At 63.6% G+C, this 17,000-nt stretch carries 19 protein-coding genes; 6 read left to right on the plus strand and 13 right to left on the minus strand.

Annotation, left to right across the window (positions count from 1 at the left end; all coding sequences use genetic code 11):
- Nucleotides 1–13 precede the first annotated feature (13 nt).
- On the minus strand, nucleotides 14–751 hold the full coding sequence (locus CPI83_RS20305; protein ID WP_097387635.1) for a DNA alkylation repair protein: 738 nt from the start codon (nucleotides 749–751) through the stop codon (nucleotides 14–16).
- A gap of 361 nt (nucleotides 752–1,112) precedes the next feature.
- Between CPI83_RS20305 and CPI83_RS20310 the strand changes: the two genes are divergently transcribed.
- Nucleotides 1,113–1,481 (plus strand): SPW repeat protein, encoded by a 369-nt coding sequence (locus CPI83_RS20310; RefSeq protein WP_019744276.1) that lies wholly within the window; start codon nucleotides 1,113–1,115, stop codon nucleotides 1,479–1,481.
- A 23-nt stretch (nucleotides 1,482–1,504) separates the two neighbouring features.
- Here the strand turns inward: CPI83_RS20310 and CPI83_RS20315 are convergent, their stop codons facing one another.
- The gene (locus CPI83_RS20315) at nucleotides 1,505–2,269 is read right to left on the minus strand and encodes an aspartate/glutamate racemase family protein (RefSeq protein WP_019744277.1); all 765 of its coding nucleotides are present in this window, start codon (nucleotides 2,267–2,269) and stop codon (nucleotides 1,505–1,507) included.
- Between the two features lie 42 nt (nucleotides 2,270–2,311).
- Complete coding sequence (locus CPI83_RS20320) at nucleotides 2,312–3,490, minus strand: FAD/NAD(P)-binding oxidoreductase (RefSeq protein WP_223257985.1); 1,179 nt, start codon at nucleotides 3,488–3,490, stop codon at nucleotides 2,312–2,314.
- 183 nt (nucleotides 3,491–3,673) lie between these two features.
- Between CPI83_RS20320 and CPI83_RS20325 the strand changes: the two genes are divergently transcribed.
- From CPI83_RS20325 to CPI83_RS20345, 5 genes are read left to right on the plus strand one after another with little or no spacing between them, the layout of a single operon-like run.
- The gene (locus CPI83_RS20325; protein ID WP_003941912.1) at nucleotides 3,674–4,141 is read left to right on the plus strand and encodes an Asp23/Gls24 family envelope stress response protein; all 468 of its coding nucleotides are present in this window, start codon (nucleotides 3,674–3,676) and stop codon (nucleotides 4,139–4,141) included.
- Nucleotides 4,138–4,515: a hypothetical protein gene (locus CPI83_RS20330; RefSeq protein ID WP_019744280.1), complete on the plus strand. Its 378-nt coding sequence runs from the start codon at nucleotides 4,138–4,140 to the stop codon at nucleotides 4,513–4,515. The genes CPI83_RS20325 and CPI83_RS20330 overlap by 4 nt, the downstream gene beginning before the upstream one ends.
- Before the next feature lies 1 nt (nucleotide 4,516).
- Nucleotides 4,517–4,696, plus strand: coding sequence for a hypothetical protein (locus CPI83_RS20335; protein ID WP_003942043.1), 180 nt, complete (start codon nucleotides 4,517–4,519; stop codon nucleotides 4,694–4,696).
- Nucleotides 4,689–5,657, plus strand: coding sequence for a DUF6286 domain-containing Asp23/Gls24 family envelope stress response protein (locus tag CPI83_RS20340; RefSeq protein WP_232816778.1), 969 nt, complete (start codon nucleotides 4,689–4,691; stop codon nucleotides 5,655–5,657). The genes CPI83_RS20335 and CPI83_RS20340 overlap by 8 nt, the downstream gene beginning before the upstream one ends.
- Entirely contained in the window at nucleotides 5,654–6,217 is a 564-nt protein-coding gene (locus CPI83_RS20345) for a hypothetical protein (RefSeq protein ID WP_019744282.1), read from the plus strand. Before CPI83_RS20340 ends, CPI83_RS20345 begins: the two co-directional genes overlap by 4 nt.
- 118 nt (nucleotides 6,218–6,335) lie before the next feature.
- On the opposite strand, the gene tuf is transcribed toward CPI83_RS20345, so the two are convergent.
- The 10 genes from tuf to CPI83_RS20395 all read right to left on the minus strand — a co-directional run bounded on the left by tuf (nucleotide 6,336) and on the right by CPI83_RS20395 (nucleotide 16,993).
- On the minus strand, nucleotides 6,336–7,526 hold the full coding sequence (gene tuf / locus CPI83_RS20350) for an elongation factor Tu (protein ID WP_019744283.1): 1,191 nt from the start codon (nucleotides 7,524–7,526) through the stop codon (nucleotides 6,336–6,338).
- A gap of 125 nt (nucleotides 7,527–7,651) precedes the next feature.
- Nucleotides 7,652–9,754 carry an elongation factor G gene (gene fusA / locus CPI83_RS20355; RefSeq protein ID WP_003942073.1) on the minus strand — a complete coding sequence of 701 codons (2,103 nt, stop codon included), beginning with the start codon at nucleotides 9,752–9,754 and terminating at the stop codon, nucleotides 7,652–7,654.
- A gap of 201 nt (nucleotides 9,755–9,955) precedes the next feature.
- Nucleotides 9,956–10,426 (minus strand): 30S ribosomal protein S7, encoded by a 471-nt coding sequence (rpsG, locus tag CPI83_RS20360; RefSeq protein WP_003941856.1) that lies wholly within the window; start codon nucleotides 10,424–10,426, stop codon nucleotides 9,956–9,958.
- Nucleotides 10,426–10,800 (minus strand): 30S ribosomal protein S12, encoded by a 375-nt coding sequence (rpsL, locus tag CPI83_RS20365; RefSeq protein WP_003941908.1) that lies wholly within the window; start codon nucleotides 10,798–10,800, stop codon nucleotides 10,426–10,428. Before rpsL ends, rpsG begins: the two co-directional genes overlap by 1 nt.
- Nucleotides 10,801–11,209: 409 nt before the next feature.
- The gene (locus CPI83_RS20370; RefSeq protein ID WP_029254869.1) at nucleotides 11,210–11,755 is read right to left on the minus strand and encodes a DUF3558 domain-containing protein; all 546 of its coding nucleotides are present in this window, start codon (nucleotides 11,753–11,755) and stop codon (nucleotides 11,210–11,212) included.
- A complete protein-coding gene (locus tag CPI83_RS20375) occupies nucleotides 11,752–12,300 on the minus strand; it encodes a DUF3558 domain-containing protein (RefSeq protein WP_029254868.1) in 549 nt (182 codons plus the stop codon). Before CPI83_RS20375 ends, CPI83_RS20370 begins: the two co-directional genes overlap by 4 nt.
- An 83-nt stretch (nucleotides 12,301–12,383) precedes the next feature.
- Nucleotides 12,384–12,995, minus strand: a complete 612-nt coding sequence (locus tag CPI83_RS20380) for a TetR/AcrR family transcriptional regulator (RefSeq protein ID WP_019744287.1) — start codon at nucleotides 12,993–12,995, stop codon at nucleotides 12,384–12,386.
- 42 nt (nucleotides 12,996–13,037) lie between these two features.
- Nucleotides 13,038–13,823 carry an enoyl-CoA hydratase family protein gene (locus CPI83_RS20385; RefSeq protein WP_097387637.1) on the minus strand — a complete coding sequence of 262 codons (786 nt, stop codon included), beginning with the start codon at nucleotides 13,821–13,823 and terminating at the stop codon, nucleotides 13,038–13,040.
- A 24-nt stretch (nucleotides 13,824–13,847) separates the two neighbouring features.
- Nucleotides 13,848–15,008: an acyl-CoA dehydrogenase family protein gene (locus tag CPI83_RS20390; RefSeq protein WP_029536739.1), complete on the minus strand. Its 1,161-nt coding sequence runs from the start codon at nucleotides 15,006–15,008 to the stop codon at nucleotides 13,848–13,850.
- Entirely contained in the window at nucleotides 15,008–16,993 is a 1,986-nt protein-coding gene (locus CPI83_RS20395; RefSeq protein ID WP_097388224.1) for a biotin carboxylase N-terminal domain-containing protein, read from the minus strand. The genes CPI83_RS20390 and CPI83_RS20395 overlap by 1 nt, the downstream gene beginning before the upstream one ends.
- Nucleotides 16,994–17,000: the final 7 nt, after the last annotated feature.

Genomic DNA, 17,000 nt, shown 5'->3' on the forward strand with positions numbered 1-17,000 from the left:
GAGCGGTACTTCGCTAGCGGGCCGCCCGGAAGTGCGCTCGCTCGTCTGCGGTCAGGTGTTCGCACGCGTAGCTCAGCGCCGTGCGTCCCATGTCTGCTGCATTCTCAGTAAGGAAGCCGGTCAACAAATCCCGATCCACCCGCTTGCCCACCTCGCGGAGCATCCAGCCCATCGCTTTCTGGGTCAGGTCTCGTCGATCACCCAGCACCTGCGCGGCAAGCTCGAGCGTGGTCGACGCATCGCCGCGAGTGATGAATCCGTACGTCGTCAGCAGCGCCACCCGTCGTCGCCACAGGTCACCCGAATCGGAAAGCTCGAAGATCAGCCGGCGATCTCGGTCGTACAGCCAGCCGCCGAGGATCTGTCCGGCGGACGAATCCACCAGATCCCAATTGTTGACCCGCCCGTCCTCGACAGCGGTCAGATAGAAGCCTGCGATGCGAGCGCGGCCCTCGCCGTCGAAAAATTTTGGGCGACTGACTTTTTCGAATTGAGCGACCAGGATCAGCAGCCCGGCCAATCGGTGCTCGTGAACGTCACTGGCGAGAAGGAGACGTATCTGAGGCAACGCGAGTCCGACGTGCTTCTTCACCACCGATCGCGTCTTCGGTACTCGCACGCCGATGAATACGTCACCCTCGCCGTACTCCCCCGGCGCTGTCTTGAAGAACCGCTGCAAGTGGACGGCATCCGCGGGATCCGCGAGGTCGGCCAACTGCTCGATCACGTCCGGGGCACTCGATTGCGTCACCCCAGAACCTTCTCACGGGTCGTCTGTGCGGACTCTTCGATTCTCTCAGCGTCCTCACACCGTGTGCCCTGCTCGGCCACAGGTCGGCAGACGACACTCGAGGACAGTCAGTGAAAGGACCACCCATGATCACCGCCGCTATCGCATTCACCACCCTCACCCTCATGGCACTCTCGGGACATATCGCGGCAAGCGCGCCGCGCGGGCTCGTGGCCATCCGGACGAATGGTCACAAATCTTGATATTCGAGCCTCCGCATCGCCTCTAACTGCAACGCGAATGCAATTGGCGGAGAGTTGATCTCGATCTTCCGCGGGCGTGTACTACAGGTGGACACACTCTCGTCTTTGGAGGTCTCGTCATGAAGTCGTGGAATCGAATGCAAGATGCCGTCGCGGTGGTTCTCGGCGTCTTTGCGGCTCTCTCGCCGATGTGGCTCGACACCACCGATCGGGCAATGTGGTCACTCGTCGTCCTGGGTGTCCTGGTTGCACTGTCGGGTCTGGCGCACATGGCACGTCCGGACATGGCCATGGCGGATTACGCGATGGGTGTTTTCGGCGTCTTGATGTTCATTTCACCCTGGGTGATGAACTTCGACGCTCTGCGCGGTGCGTCGTGGACGGCCTGGGTGGTCGGGGTTCTGACCGTTGTGGTCGCGGTGAGTGCGATGCCGGTGATGAGTGCGCGGATGCATCACGGGGGTCACGGCGGCGTAGCTGCCCATTGATGAATGGCTGAATACAGGCTGGATCAGGCTTTGATCGCGCCCAACAACCGCCCGGCGTCGAAGGCTTCGGCGCTGGGCGGTAGTGCGCCCGGACGACCGCTCACGAACACCTCGACGGTTCCCGATCCTTCGCCCGCGGCACCGAGCCCGTCGATCCGCCGCAGAGTCTGTCGTGCAACGGCTTCGGCGCTGTCGAAGAGTGTGACGCCGGCGGGTAGCCGTGCTGCGATCTCGTCGGCGAGCAGTGGGTAGTGGGTGCACCCGAGGACAACGCCGCTGACGTCGTCCGGCGTCCGGGCAACCGCGGAATCGATGGCAGCAAGTGCGGCTGCGCGATCACCGAGATCTATCGAATCGGCCAGGCCGTGGCACGGCACTCCGACGACCTTGGCGCCGTTGCCGAACTGCTCGATCAGATCAGCTTGGTACCGGCTGGCCGTCGTCGCGGCTGTAGCCCAGATCGCCACTGAATCGCACGCGGCAGCGGCGGGTTTGATCGCGGGCACCGTTCCGATGACCGGTACTTCCGGCCCGACCAGTTCACGGACGTGTGGCAGCGCGGTGACGCTGGCGGTATTGCATGGAAGAACGATGACCTGAGCCCCACGATCGAGGCTCCGCCGCACGGCACCGAGTACCCGGTCGACGACCCACGGCTCAGGCTTGGGGCCCCAGGGGGCGCCGTCCGGATCCAGGGAGAGCACCAGATCGAGATCCGGGCGCAGGCGTCTGAGCCACGCAGAGGTAGGGAGCAGGCCCAGTCCCGAGTCGATGAGTGCAACGATCACCGCACAAATCTATCGCCTCGGAACCGGTCCTGCCTCATCCGTTCAGGCCGGTGTGGACTCCAACACGTCAGAGATGGGCGTGCCGGCTGCGATCTTGGCGCGCATCTTCATCACCGCTCCCGCGCTACCTCCGCCGACGACAGCTGCCAGCACACCGTCGCGCTCGTAGTAGGCGACGAACTTTCGGCCGTCGTCCTTGACGATGTGAACGGTGTCCGTGGGTGCGACGGTCCCCAACGCCTGGATCTTGACGTCGTACTGATCGCTCCAGAAGTAGGGAACCTGCGCCGGCGCATCGGGATCACCCGTTCCGGTGAGCGCTCCCGCCAGGATCTTGGCCTGGTCGCCCGCATTGGTCCAGTGTTCGACGCGCTTGCGTCGATCACCGATCTGCCAGGACGCGACGTCGCCGACGGCCCAGACGTGGTCGGTACTGGTGCGGCCGACGCCGTCGCAGAGCACTCCGTTGTCGAGTTCGATTCCCGAACCGTCGAGCCATCCCGTGACCGGCACCGAACCGACTCCGATCGCCACCACGTCGACGGGGATCTCCGAACCGTCGCTCAAGGTCGCAGTGGCAACCGCTCCGTCGCCGGACAACGAGGTCAAGCCGGTGCCGACGCGGACATCGACGCCCTCGTTCCGATGCAGACGTTCGACGAGGGCGCCAACGGTGGGGCCGAGCACCGACGCCAGCGGTGTCGGCTGGGGTTCGAGCAACACGACGTCGACGCCGTGAGACTTCATGCTGGCGGCCAGTTCGCAGCCGATGAAGCCGGCCCCGACGATCAGCGCACGCTTGCCGGGAGCCAGCTCGGCGCGAAGGGCCAACGCCTCCTCGATGGAGCGCAGAACGTGCACTCCGGACAGCTCCGGAAGGCCGGCAATGCGACGCGGAGTCAGTCCCGTCGCGATGACCAACTCGTCGTAGTCGAGGGTGGATCCGTCCGCGAACGCCACCGACTTTGCGGCAGTGTCCACCGAGGTCGCGGGCGAACCGAGCTTGAGATCCACCTTGTTCTCGACGTAGAACTCTGCCGGACGCAGCGTCGTCTCGTCCTTGTCGCCGCGGATCACTTCCTTCGACAGCGGCGGCCGGTCGTAGGGCAGATGTGTTTCCCCACCGGCGAGCGTCAATTCACCCTCGAAGCCTGCTCGTCGCAGTTCCTCGACGGTCCGCAGCCCCGACAACCCCGCACCCACGATCACTATCCGTGCCACCACTACCACCCTGTCCGACCCACGTCACTAGCAGCGCTCACTATGAACGCCGTCACTATTTGACCCCGACTCTGCCATACCAAATGCCGGAGTAGGTGTGGTGCATCCCGCATGGCCACCTACCAGTCACTACAGTTGGAGGTACTTCAGACGCACGCACTGACACATGAGCAGGGAGCCCCCATGACCAGCGATTCCAGTGAAAAGAACAGCGTCCGATTCGGCGCCGACGGTGGCGCGGAACTAGTCAGCACCCAGGGCAAGACGATCATCGCCGACGCCGTGGTCGCCAAGATCGCCGGTATCGCGACCCGCGAGATCAACGGCGTGTACGACGTCGGTGGGGGCACCGCGCGCGCGGTGGGGGCACTTCGCGACCGCATTCCGGGCGCCCGCGTCAACCATGCCCAGGGCGTGGCGGTGGAAGTGGGCGAGAAACAAGCCGCCATCGACATCGGCATTGTCGCCGAATACGGCGTCGCACTCCACGAATTGGCGGTAGGTATCCGCCGAAACGTCATTGCCGCAGTCGAAAGCATGACGGGTCTCGAGGTCACCGAGGTCAACATCACCGTCTTCGACGTCATGCTCTTCGAGGATGCAGAGAGCGGCGGCAGTACCGATCCGGAAGCCAAGCCGAGGGTTCAGTGAGTACCGCCGACGCCGGCCGCGAGATCGACGCGGCCGAGGTCGTCGCCGACGCAGTTCTTGCGATTCCGGAAGTGGCAGATCTGCACGGCGGGCAATTCGGCGAGGTGGGAACCTACCTCCCCGGACGCCGAGTCACCGGCGTCGTCGTCGACGAAACCTCTTGTGCGGTACACATTTCCGTTCACTATCCGGCCGATGTTCGCGGCGTCGCCGAACGCGTCCGAGCGGTGGTGGCACGGTTGGTCGACGTACCGGTGAACGTGACCGTCGGAGACTTGTCGACAGCGGGATATCCACCCGAAAATTCCGAAGATGCAGTCACCGAGCTTTCCACCGTCACCGAGATCGCACCGAACATTCGAGAAGGGAACTGACATGAACAGCACTACCGTCGGACTGCTGGTCGGTCTGCTCCTCGCGCTCGCCGGAATCATGGGCGGATTCAGCGGATTCGTCTTCGCCGTCCTGCTCGGCGCCGCCGGTATGGCGATCGGAGCACACCGCGACGGACATCTCGATCTCGGCGCGATCCTCCGAAGCCGTGGCCGTGGCTGAGCCGACCACTCCGAACGCGGCAGACGATCCCGGCCTACGAGGTTCACTGGTCATCAAGGACCGGGCGATGGCCAAGATAGCCACTGCCGCAGCGGTGAACGTCCCGGGGGTGGTCCGCCAGTCCGGTGGCTTGACCCGCCTGACCGGGCGCGACCTTCCGCGAGCCGACATCTCGATGGGCAGCGACGCCGTGGCCATCAATCTGTTCCTCGCTGTGTCCTGGCCATGTTCGGTCACCGAACTGACCGGTCGCGTGCGGGCAGAAGTCGGACGCAGCGTCGAGTCGCTGACCGGCCTGCCCCTCCACGACATGAACGTCATGATCGCGGCAACCGAGGGTTCTGACGAATCCTGTGTTTCCGGCGTCGAAATCGCGGAAGGCCCCGCACAGGAGGCACTCTCGGATCCGATTCCACCCCGAGTTCCCTCCGCGAACCCCGCCGCCGCGGTGTCAGCCGTCGTCATCGCGTGCGGTCTACTCGCACTCGCTTTCGTGGTCTCGCGCGAATGGTTCATCAACCGCGGAACCTTCGATTCGGCGCCCTGGATCCGAAACTCCGTGGAGTGGACGTCGCGTCTGCACTGGCAACCGTGGCTGCTGCCGGTCGCGATCGCTGCCGTCGTCGCGGGCGTTGTCCTGATCATGTCCGCCCTCAAACGCCGGGCGAAAACCCATGTGCCGTTGGGTAACCCGAGCGCATCGACGGTCTGGATGCGGCCGACGGACATTGCACGTCTGTGCAGTAGCCACGCAGCGGTCGTTCCCGGCGTCGACTCGGCCCACACCAGCGTCGACCGCAAACACATCAAGGTCCACATCGAATCCACCGGCGACGATCGAACCGAACTTGCCGCGGCCGTCGACGCGGCAGTTCGGCCTCATCTCGCGATACTCCAGCAGCCACTGCAGCTTTCGGTAGTCGTGAGAGAAACGCCAGTACGACGAAAGGACGCCTCGTGAACCGCTGGATCTCCGCGGTCGATCGGACCATCGTCCTCATCGTCGGAATCGCACTCCTCGCGGCGGGCGCATACGCCATCGCGTGGGACGCGGGTGCCTCACTGATCAGGACCTGGGTGTCACGACTCGATCGTGAGGTCCTCTTCGGTCTTCCGGAGGAGCCTTGGTGGCACTGGGTGCTGTCGGGCACCTTCATCCTCTGCGTCTTCGCCGGTTTCGGGCTGTTGTACCTGAACCTTCGTCGACGCCGAACGAGCGCAGTCACATTGCGGCACAACGAGTCCGGTACCGACGTCAGTGTGGATCTGGGACCGGTCGCCGACGGCGTAGCGGCAGAACTCGCCCAGCTGAGCGGCGTGCGCAGCACCAGAAGCAAAGCGACGATCGATCGCGGACTGCCAACGCTGTCGATTGTCGTCACCGCAGACCCGGCGATCGATGTCGTCGGCTTCACCACTTCGGCCGAACACATCGCCCGTGCAACCAGGCGAAGCCTCGACGGCTCACCTGTCGCGGTACAGGTTCTGTTGCATCTCGACCGGGTAGAAGCCTCCAAGTAGAAGCACCCCGAACAACCGATCGCAGACCACCTGGCCATAGACACAGAAAAGGCGCTCACTCCCCGAAGGGAATGAGCGCCTTTCCTAGTGCTGTGAATCAGCTAGCGAGACAAGAGTCTCACTTGATGATCTTGGCAACCTTGCCGGCGCCGACCGTACGGCCGCCTTCGCGAATTGCGAAGCGCAGGCCCTCGTCCATGGCGACAGGCTGGATGAGCTTGACGGACATCTCGGTGTTGTCACCGGGCATGACCATCTCGGTGCCCTCAGGCAGCGTCACGACGCCCGTAACGTCCGTGGTACGGAAGTAGAACTGCGGGCGGTAGTTGTTGAAGAACGGGGTGTGGCGGCCGCCCTCGTCCTTCGACAGGATGTATGCCTGGCCCTCGAACTCCGTGTGGGGAGTCGTGGTGCCCGGCTTGACGACAACCTGTCCACGCTCGACATCTTCGCGCTTGATGCCACGAACGAGCAGTCCGACGTTGTCGCCGGCCTGGCCCGAGTCGAGCAGCTTGCGGAACATCTCGATACCCGTGACGGTGGTCTTGGTGGAGGTCTCCTTGATGCCGACGATCTCCACCTCCTCGTTCACGTTGACCGAGCCACGCTCGATACGACCGGTGACAACCGTGCCACGGCCGGTGATCGTGAAGACATCCTCGACGGGCATGAGGAAGGGCTTGTCCGTCTCGCGGACCGGGTCCGGGATGGACTCGTCGACTGCAGCCATCAGGTCGAGGATGGACTGCGTCCACTTCGGGTCACCCTCGAGTGCCTTGAGTGCCGAGATCGGAATGACGGGGGCTTCCTCGTCGAATTCCTGAGCGGCCAGCAGTTCGCGGACCTCCATCTCGACGAGCTCGAGGATCTCGTCATCGTCAACCATGTCGGCCTTGTTCAGGGCGACGAGGATGTAAGGAACGCCAACCTGGCGAGCGAGCAGGACATGCTCGCGCGTCTGGGGCATCGGGCCGTCGGTAGCTGCGACGACGAGGATAGCGCCGTCCATCTGAGCTGCGCCGGTGATCATGTTCTTGATGTAGTCGGCGTGACCCGGTGCATCGACGTGCGCGTAGTGGCGCTTTTCCGTCTGGTACTCAACATGCGAGATGTTGATCGTGATGCCACGAGCCTTTTCCTCGGGAGCCTTGTCGATCTGATCGAAGGCCGAAGCCTCGTTCAGGTCGGGGAATGCATCCGCGAGAACCTTGGTGATGGCCGCCGTCGTCGTGGTCTTGCCGTGGTCGACGTGACCAATGGTGCCGATGTTCACGTGCGGCTTCGTCCGCTCGAACTTCGCCTTCGCCACTTTGTGTCCTCCTGGACTGTTGTTGCTTGCCGTATGCAGCAGTGCGGTTGGTTGTTACTTGGTCGTGCTTCGTGCCGGAAGCAACCGAGGTCACTTGCCGGCGCGGGCTGGGGAGCTCGCTGTGCTTACTCGCCCGTCGCCTTGGCGATGATTTCCTTCGAGACGTTCGCGGGAACCTCTGCGTAGGAATCGAACACCATGGAGAAGTTCGCACGGCCCTGGGTCTTCGACCGCAGGTCACCGATGTAACCGAACATCTCCGAGAGCGGAACCAGCGCCTTCACGACACGGGCACCACTGCGTTCCTCCATGGCCTGGATCTGGCCACGGCGGGAGTTGAGGTCGCCGATCACGTCGCCCATGTACTCCTCGGGCGTTGTGACCTCGACAGCCATGAGCGGCTCGAGAATGACGGGGCCGGCCTTGCGGGCGGCTTCCTTCAGTGCCTGCGAACCGGCAACCTTGAACGCCATTTCCGAGGAGTCGACGTCGTGGTAAGCACCATCGAGCAGCGACAGCTTCAGGTTCACGAGCGGGTAGCCGGCGAGAACACCGTACTGCATCGCGTCCTGCGCACCAGCATCCACGGAGGGGATGTACTCGCGCGGGATACGTCCGCCGGAGACCTTGTTCTCGAACTCGTAGGTAGCACCGTCTTCGCCCACGAAAGGCTCCAGAGCGATGATGACCTTTGCGAACTGGCCCGAGCCACCCGTCTGCTTCTTGTGGGTGTAGTCGTGCTTCTCGACCTTCTTGGTGATGGTCTCGCGGTACGCAACCTGCGGCTTACCGACGTTCGCCTCGACCTTGAACTCGCGACGCATGCGGTCGACGAGGATGTCGAGGTGGAGCTCGCCCATACCGCCGATGACGGTCTGACCGGTCTCTTCGTCGAGTTCGACCGAGAAGGTCGGATCCTCTTCGGCCAGCTTCTGGATCGCGACGCCCAGCTTTTCCTGGTCGGACTTGGTCTTGGGCTCGATGGAGACCTGGATGACCGGCGCGGGGAACGACATCGACTCGAGGACGATGGGGCTCGCCTGATCGCACAAGGTGTCACCGGTGGTGGTGTCCTTGAGGCCGATCATTGCGTAGATGTGGCCGGCTACGGCCTCGTCTACCGGGTTCTCCTTGTTGGCGTGCATCTGGAAGAGCTTTCCGATGCGCTCCTTCTTGCCCTTGGTTGCGTTGAGCACCTGAGCGCCCGGATCGATACGACCCGAGTACACGCGGACGAAGGTCAGCTTGCCGAAGAACGGGTGAGCAGCGATCTTGAAGGCGAGAGCCGAGAACGGCTCTTCCTTGCTCGGCTTGCGAGTGATCTCTACTTCTTCGTCACCGAGCTTGTGGCCGACGACCTCGCCGATGTCCAGCGGGTTCGGCAGGTAATCGATGACTGCGTCGAGCATGGGCTGAACGCCCTTGTTCTTGAACGCGGAGCCACAGATGACCGGGTACAGCTCGGAAGCGACCGTCATCTTGCGGATGGCGCCCTTGATTTCCTCGACCGTGAGCTCTTCGCCGCCGAAGTACTTCTCCATGAGAGCTTCGTCGGACTCGGCAACGGTTTCGAGCAGCTTCTCGCGGTACTCTGCAGCCTTCTCGACGAGGTCCGCGGGGATCTCTTCGATGGTCGGCAGTGCACCGGTCGGAACTACGCCGCGCCAGGTGATGGCACGCATCTCGACCAGGTCGACGACGCCGTCGAAGTCGTCCTCAGCGCCGATGGGCAGCTGGAGAACGAGCGGCTTCGCGCCGAGACGGTCGATGATGGTCTGGACTGTGAAGTAGAAGTCCGCGCCCATCTTGTCCATCTTGTTGACGAAGCAGATGCGCGGAACGTCGTACTTGGCAGCCTGACGCCAAACCTGCTCGGACTGCGGCTCGACACCTTCCTTACCGTCGAAGACAGCAACTGCGCCGTCGAGCACGCGCAGCGACCGCTCCACCTCGACCGTGAAGTCGACGTGGCCGGGGGTGTCGATGATGTTGATCTGGTTGTTGTTCCAGAAGCAAGTCACGGCGGCAGACGTGATCGTGATGCCGCGTTCCTTCTCCTGCTCCATCCAGTCCGTCGTCGACGCACCGTCGTGCGTCTCACCGATCTTGTAATTGACACCGGTGTAGAACAGGATGCGCTCGGTGGTGGTGGTCTTGCCGGCATCGATGTGCGCCATGATGCCGATGTTGCGGACCTTGTTCAGGTCAGTCAGCACTTCCTGTGCCACAGGTTTCTTCCCCGCTCGTTGCTTGGTTTTCGGGTGTCGGCCGTATCCGGTGTGTTCCACCGTCAAGGCCATGGTCTTTCAATTATGTCTCTGCCGAGGCGAACCTGGCCACCTGCGTCCGGAAACCGGCGAGATGATCAGGTCGCCAACGGCGACAAGCGTCGGAGCCCCACCCGATGGCAGTTGCTCCGACGCTTTACATCACCAGCGGTAGTGGGCGAATGCCTTGTTGGCTTCGGCCATCTTGTGAGTGTCTTCGCGACGCTTCACAGCTGCACCGAGGCCATTGCTGGCATCGAGGAGCTCGTTGGCGAGACGCTCGACCATGGTCTTCTCACGACGTGCACGCGAGAAGGTGACCAGCCAGCGCAGTGCCAGCGTGGTGGAACGACCGGGACGAACCTCGACCGGCACCTGGTAGGTAGCGCCACCGACGCGGCGGCTACGAACCTCGAGTGCAGGCTTGACGTTGTCCAGGGCGCGCTTGAGAGTGACGACCGGATCGGTGCCGGTCTTCTCGCGTGCCTGCTCGAGAGCCTGGTACACGATTCGCTCTGCGGTGGACTTCTTGCCGTCCAGCAGGATCTTGTTGACGAGCTGCGTCACCAACGGGGAACCGTAAACCGGGTCGTTGATGAGCGGGCGCTTCGGAGCGGGGCCCTTACGTGGCATTAGCTCTTCTCCTTCTTGGCGCCGTAGCGGCTGCGTGCCTGCTTGCGACCCTTGACACCCTGGGTGTCCAGGGAGCCGCGGATGATCTTGTAACGGACACCCGGGAGGTCCTTCACACGACCGCCACGGACGAGCACCATGGAGTGCTCCTGAAGGTTGTGACCTTCACCGGGGATGTACGCGGTGACCTCGACCGAAGTCGTGAGGCGAACACGTGCGACCTTACGGAGCGCGGAGTTCGGCTTCTTGGGGGTGGTGGTGTACACGCGAGTGCACACGCCACGACGCTGCGGGCTGCCCTTGAGGGCTGCCGTCTTGACCTTGGCGGTCTTGTCGCGGCGACCCTTGCGGACCAGCTGGTTGATGGTTGGCATTTACCGGCTTTCTTGTGACGAACAGACTGCTCGAGCGAACTCGGGCCGTTCGAAAACGTGGCTGTTCTGAAATTAGGGATCTAGCAGTTGGAGCAAGAGAGCTGCTGCTCCTCACCCACCTCAGAGTCTGTACTCAGCACTTTCATGCCGCGCACTGCCCCCGAGGTCGGGCGTGTCGCATACCCCCACACAGGCAGCCGGATGCTCGTTCATCAGCAGTTTCTGCTCGAACGCGCGCACGGCAATACCTAGCTAGGCACACAGATCGGCCCGGGCATGCCGGACACGACCCATAACGATACCTGTCGGCGCGCCACGAGGTCAAAGCGAGGCCACGGTGATAGTGACCTCACGCTCTGACCAGACACTCTGGCTGCAAACTCAGACCACGCAGCCGGACCGGTCACGATCAGATGCTGCGGTTCAACGTCAACGCGCCGAGCTTTGCCGCAGCCTCGCACGGATCCGCGCCGCCCTGCGGCTCGGTGACCCACCAACCGAACACTCCCCCGGCCGGTGCGCTCGCGCTCACGCCGCAGCTCTGCGGATCGGCCGGCTGGCGAACCTCGTAACCGCCACTGCCATTGATGTCGATTTTCGCCACCACGTAACCCAGATGTTCGAATGCAGCGCGCTCGTGATCGAGGGTGCCCGTCTCGAACCAGTTGAAGGTGATCTTGATCGGACCCGCGGCCCCGATGCCGTCCCAACGGCAGATGGCGCCGAAGAACCCACGCCCGACGGCGTCGGCACCCACCGCGCCGGCGATCTGCTCGTCGGTGACGGCCTCGCATTCTTGGAGGACGTTGGCGAATTCCTGGCTGTCACTACCGCCGTAGCTGCCCTCCGCACGGGGAGCCCCGGTAACCACCGAGCCGCAGCCTGTCAGCAGAACCAGCGATCCAGCCAGGGCGAGCCCGATCCGTACGCGCTTCACGGCGCCCTCGAACTTCACTGTGCCCTCGAAACTGTTTTTTCCATCAGATCCCGCGCCACCGTGCATGGATCCGCGGTCGGTGGCAGCAAACCGTAGGTGATCGACCAGTGCACGAAGTCTCCGCCGAACGCGATACCCAACTCGCACAACGAACCTGCCGTGGACGCGATGAAGCCTTGATGACCGCCGATCGTGATGTCGGCGGCGGGACGTCCGAGCAGGTCGGACCCGGCCCGTTCGCGGCCGATCGGGCTACCGCGGTACCAGGAGAAACTGACGCTCGGACCGCTCGAACCAGCGACCTCCCACTGGCAACCGACGCCGTTGCGCGTCGTCGTCGCAAAAGCGCCGAGGTTGAAGGCATTGACAACTTCTTCGTCGGTCACCGAGCCGCATTCGGCGAACATCGGACCGGGATCGGTGGGTGCGAGCGCCGGCGAACTGGCGTCGTCCCCCGGCCGATCGGCGGACCCGTCGTCGGAGCTGCAGCCGACCACCGCCGAAAGCACGGCAGCCGAGACCAATACCGAAGTCCCGATCGAAGTGAGGGTGCGTGCGGCCATGGAGCCGACTGTACTTCTCGGTGGCCCCCGACACACGCCACGTGCGCACCTCGCTCATCGGTCGCCGCCACGCCGCTACCGATTCAGGGAGTTGGGACCGGTACCCGAACCAGCGTGGAATCCAATTGCGCCGCCCATTGTTTGACCACCTCGGTGCGTCGACGCGAGTCGTCGGTCAAGACGTCTGCCAGCCCCAGCCCGCGGGCCAGGTCCAGGGTCGCCTGTACCAAACGGTGCGTCACCGGATCGGAGTCGTCGACACCGAGACTCTCGACGGCCATGCGGTGCGCGATGCGCCCGAACCGTTCCTCGAGGGGTAACACGCGGGCCCGCAGGTCGGGGTCGGAGGCAGCGGCCGTCCACACCTGCAGTGCTGCTTTGAACAGAGTCCCGGTGTAGTACTCGACCAACCGCGAAATGACCGCCTCGGTTCGTCCGGCACCCACCGGAAGGTCGGTCGATTCCTTTCGTGCCTGATCCATCCTGGCGTCGAACATCACCTCGAGCGCCGCGGTGATGAGGTCCTCGCGGGTCGGGAAGTGATGCTGCATCGCACCGCGGGACACCCCGGCACGCTGGGCGACGACGCTCATCGTCGTTGCGCTCCATCCGAGTTCGGCGAGACACTCCACAGTCACTTCGAGCAGGTGGGAGCGCGTGACTCGACTTCGGTCCTGCTTGGGTTCTCGAGTCATCGCGCCGCCATCCTTTCTACCGCTGTGTTCCAGTGCGCAGTTCTACTGCGCCCAAGCTGCTGGACGCTTCTGCAAGAAAGACATCATGCCCTCACGAGCCTCGTCAGAGGAAAACAGCCGGGCGGACTGCGCGATCATCTCCTCGCCGTCACGGTCGAATCCGGCCAGGACCGAACGCGTCGTGATCCACTTCGATTCGGCAAGTCCCTGCGGTGAACATTGGCGCAAGGTGCCGAGCAGTTCGGTGATCGACTCCCCCGTGTCCTGCGACGCGGCGGTGACGAGTCCGATGGATTCGGCCTCGTGCTGGCCGAACTTCTCTCCGGTGAGCAGGTATCGGCTCGCAGATCGCTGGTCGAGCCTCGGTAGGACCGCGAGCGAAATGATGGACGCTGCCAAACCCAACCGTGATTCCGTCACCGCGAAGGTGCTCGCCGGTCCGGCGACGACGATGTCGCACGCCCCGACAAGACCCATACCCCCGGCCCGGACGTGACCGTCGATGCGCCCGATCACCGGCTTGGGAAGCTCGAGAATGCTGCGCAAGAGCGTCAGCATTCCCCGCCCTCGTTCTTTGACGGCCTCTTCCGGTGACGCGGACGATCCGGAAGCCTCGCTGAGATCGGCTCCCGCACAGAATGTTCCACCGGTGTGGGTGAGCACCACCGCTCGAACTGCCGGATCGGCGGCCGCCGACGTCAACCCCGCCTGTAATTCCGTGACCAACCGCGTCGAAATCGCGTTGCGGTTGTGGGGTGAGTCGAGAGTGATCGTGGCAGCACCGCCCGACACTTCGCACCGTACGTATGGCTTGTCCTGATCCGTCATGAGTCTCCTCTTCAGTAGGACCGTTTAGTACGACCGCGGCAGACCGAGAGAGTGCTGCGAGACGAAGTTGAGGATCATCTCGCGGCTCACCGGCGCGACGCGGGCGATACGGGCCGCGCCGAGCATGGCGGCCAACCCGTATTCCTTCGTCAGGCCTGCGCCGCCGTGCGTCTGGATCGCCTGATCGAGCGCCTTGATGCTGGCTTCGGCGGCGGCGTACTTTGCCATGTTCGCGGCTTCGGCAGCACCGAAATCGTCGCCGCTGTCGTAGAGCACCGCGGCCTTCTGCATCATCAGCTTGGCGAGCTCGAGTTCGATCTTCACCTGCGCGAGTGGATGCGAAATACCTTGGTGCGCACCGATCGGCGTCTTCCACACCGTGCGCTCGTTGGCGAACTTCACCGCAGCGTTCAGGGCGTAACGGCCCATGCCGATGGCCATCGACGCACCCAGGATGCGCTCGGGGTTGAGGCCGGCGAACAACTGCATCAGGGCGGCATCGGCTTCGCCGACCAGAGCGTCGGCCGGCAGCCGTACATCGTCGAGGAACAAGATGAACTGGTGGTCCGGTTCGATGATGTCCATCTCCATCTGCGTCTTCACGAATCCGGGAGAATCCGTGGGGACGATGAACAGAGCGGGCTTGAGCTTGCCGGTCTTGGAGTCCTCGGTGCGCGCGACGATGAGGACCGCGTCAGCCTGATCGACACCCGAGATGTAGATCTTGTTGCCGCTCAGGATCCAGTCGTCGCCATCCCTGCGTGCCGTCGTGGTGATCTGATGAGAGTTGGAACCAGCGTCGGCCTCGGTGATTCCGAACGCCATGATCTTGGAACCGTCGGCGAGGCTGGGTAGCCACTGCTGCTTCTGCTCCGCCGTGCCGTACTTGCCGATGATGGTGCCGCAGATGGCCGGGGATACGACAACCAGGAGCAGACCGGCACCCTGTGCCGCCAATTCCTCCTGCACCAGCGCGAGTTCGTAGATACCGGCACCGCCGCCGCCGTATTCCTCCGGCAGGTTGACGCCCAGGAATCCGAGTTTGCCCGCCTCGTTCCACAATTCGGTGAGCGGCTCACCCTTGCGCGCCTTGGGCAGCACGTAGTCGACGTAGTTGAAGCGCTCACCCAGTTTGGAAACGGATGCCCGCAGTTCCTTCTGCTCTTCGGTTTCGATGAAACTCATCATGCTTCCTCTTCTGTAGCGGGTTCTTCCACACGTGCGAGTACCGATCCGACTTCGATCTGCTGGCCGACGGCGACCGGAAGTTCTACCAGAACACCGGCAGTCGGCGCGGTGACGGTGTGTTCCATCTTCATGGCCTCTAGCCACAGAATCGGCTGGCCGGCAGTGACGGTGTCACCGAGTGCGGCACCGAGGCGGATAACCGATCCCGGCATCGGAGCGAGCAACGAACCGGCGGCGACTTCCGCCGACGGATCCACGAAGCGCGGTGCTGCCGTCAACGCGACCGGCCCCAGCGAGGAGTCGACAAAAATCTCACTCCCGTATGCCGCCACGTCAAACGAACGCTGTACTCCGCTCTGCTCGAGCACTACCCGGGCAGCAGTTGCCGATACCAGGCTCACGTCGTCGAAGCCTTCTGCGTTCAACACGCCGCTTCGGCTCAGGGAGTAGCGGACGTCGTAGTCGCCCGACGCAGTGGAGTAGCTCTTGCTCTGCGGCTGCGACGGGAGGTTGCGCCACCCGCTGGGCAAGCGGCCGATGACGCGCGCCGACGCCCGGTTGTGCGCGGCATCGACAAGTGCCGCCGCTAGCGCCGAAAGCCTTTCGGCGTCGGTGTCGGCCAGAGGCGTTGACAACTTCTCGAGGTCATGGGTCTCGAAGAACGCCGTATCGGTGTCCCCGGCAATGAAGGCCGGGTGAGCCAGGACATTGACGAGCAGGTCACGGTTGGTGCGCAGGCCGTGAATCCTGGTGCGCGCCAGCGTCGACGCGAGCAGCCGAGCAGCTGCGGTCCGCGTCGGCGCGTACGAGATGATCTTGGCCAACATCGGGTCGTAGTGGACGCCGACAACACTGCCGTCGACGACGCCGGAGTCGAGGCGAACGCCCTGCTCACGCAGAACACTGAATTCTTGTGGGTCACCGGGCAACTCGATGTGGTGAACGGTTCCGCTCTGCGGTTGCCAGTTCTTGGCGGGGTCCTCGGCGTACAGGCGCACCTCGATGGAATGTCCGCGAATCTCCGGCTGCTCGTCCGGAAGCACTTCACCTGAAGCGACCTGCAATTGCAGTTCCACCAGATCGAGTCCGGTGGTGCACTCGGTGACGGGATGCTCCACCTGCAGGCGAGTGTTCATCTCCAGAAAAAAGAAGTCACCCTTTTCGTCTGCCAGGAATTCAACGGTTCCTGCTCCTTCGTAGCCGATGGCGTTGGCTGCGAGCCGCGAGGCGTCGAAGAGCTTGTCGCGCATGGCGGGGATGCGCTGCACGAGCGGCGACGGTGCCTCTTCGACCACCTTCTGATGCCGACGCTGGATCGAGCACTCGCGCTCCCCCACCGCCCACACCCCACCGTGGCGGTCGGCCATGACCTGGACCTCGATGTGCCGACCGGTCTCGAGGTAGCGCTCGCAGAAGACAGTCGGGTCGCCGAAGGCGGACTGCGCCTCACGCCGCGCCGCTTCCAGTTCGCCTTCCAGCGCCGACAATTCACGAACGACACGCATTCCGCGTCCGCCGCCGCCCGCCGACGCCTTGATCAGCACTGGCAAATGAGCGTCGGTCACCGCAGCGGGATCGAGTTCGGACAGCACCGGAACTCCGGCCGCGTCCATGATCTTCTTGGACTCGACCTTCGATCCCATGAGCTCGATGGATTCGACGGGCGGACCGATCCATGTCAGTCCGGCATCGATGACGCTGCGCGCGAACTCCGCGTTCTCGGAGAGGAATCCGTATCCGGGGTGAATCGCGTCGGCGCCCGAAGCCTTGGCGGCGGCGATGATGAGCTCACCCCGCAGGTAGGTCTCGGCAGGCGTGTTACCCGGCAGGCGAACCGAAGCATCGGCTTCGGCGACGTGAGGGCTGTCGGCATCCGCGTCGGAAAAAACCGCAACCGTGCCGATTCCGTTCTTGCGGCAGGTTGCAAAGACACGGCGGGCGATTTCGCCACGATTGGCGACCAGTACTGAAGTGATTGTCACGGCGTGC

It is taken from the genome of Rhodococcus sp. H-CA8f (assembly GCF_002501585.1).
In the GTDB taxonomy this organism is placed as follows: domain Bacteria; phylum Actinomycetota; class Actinomycetes; order Mycobacteriales; family Mycobacteriaceae; genus Rhodococcus_F; species Rhodococcus_F erythropolis.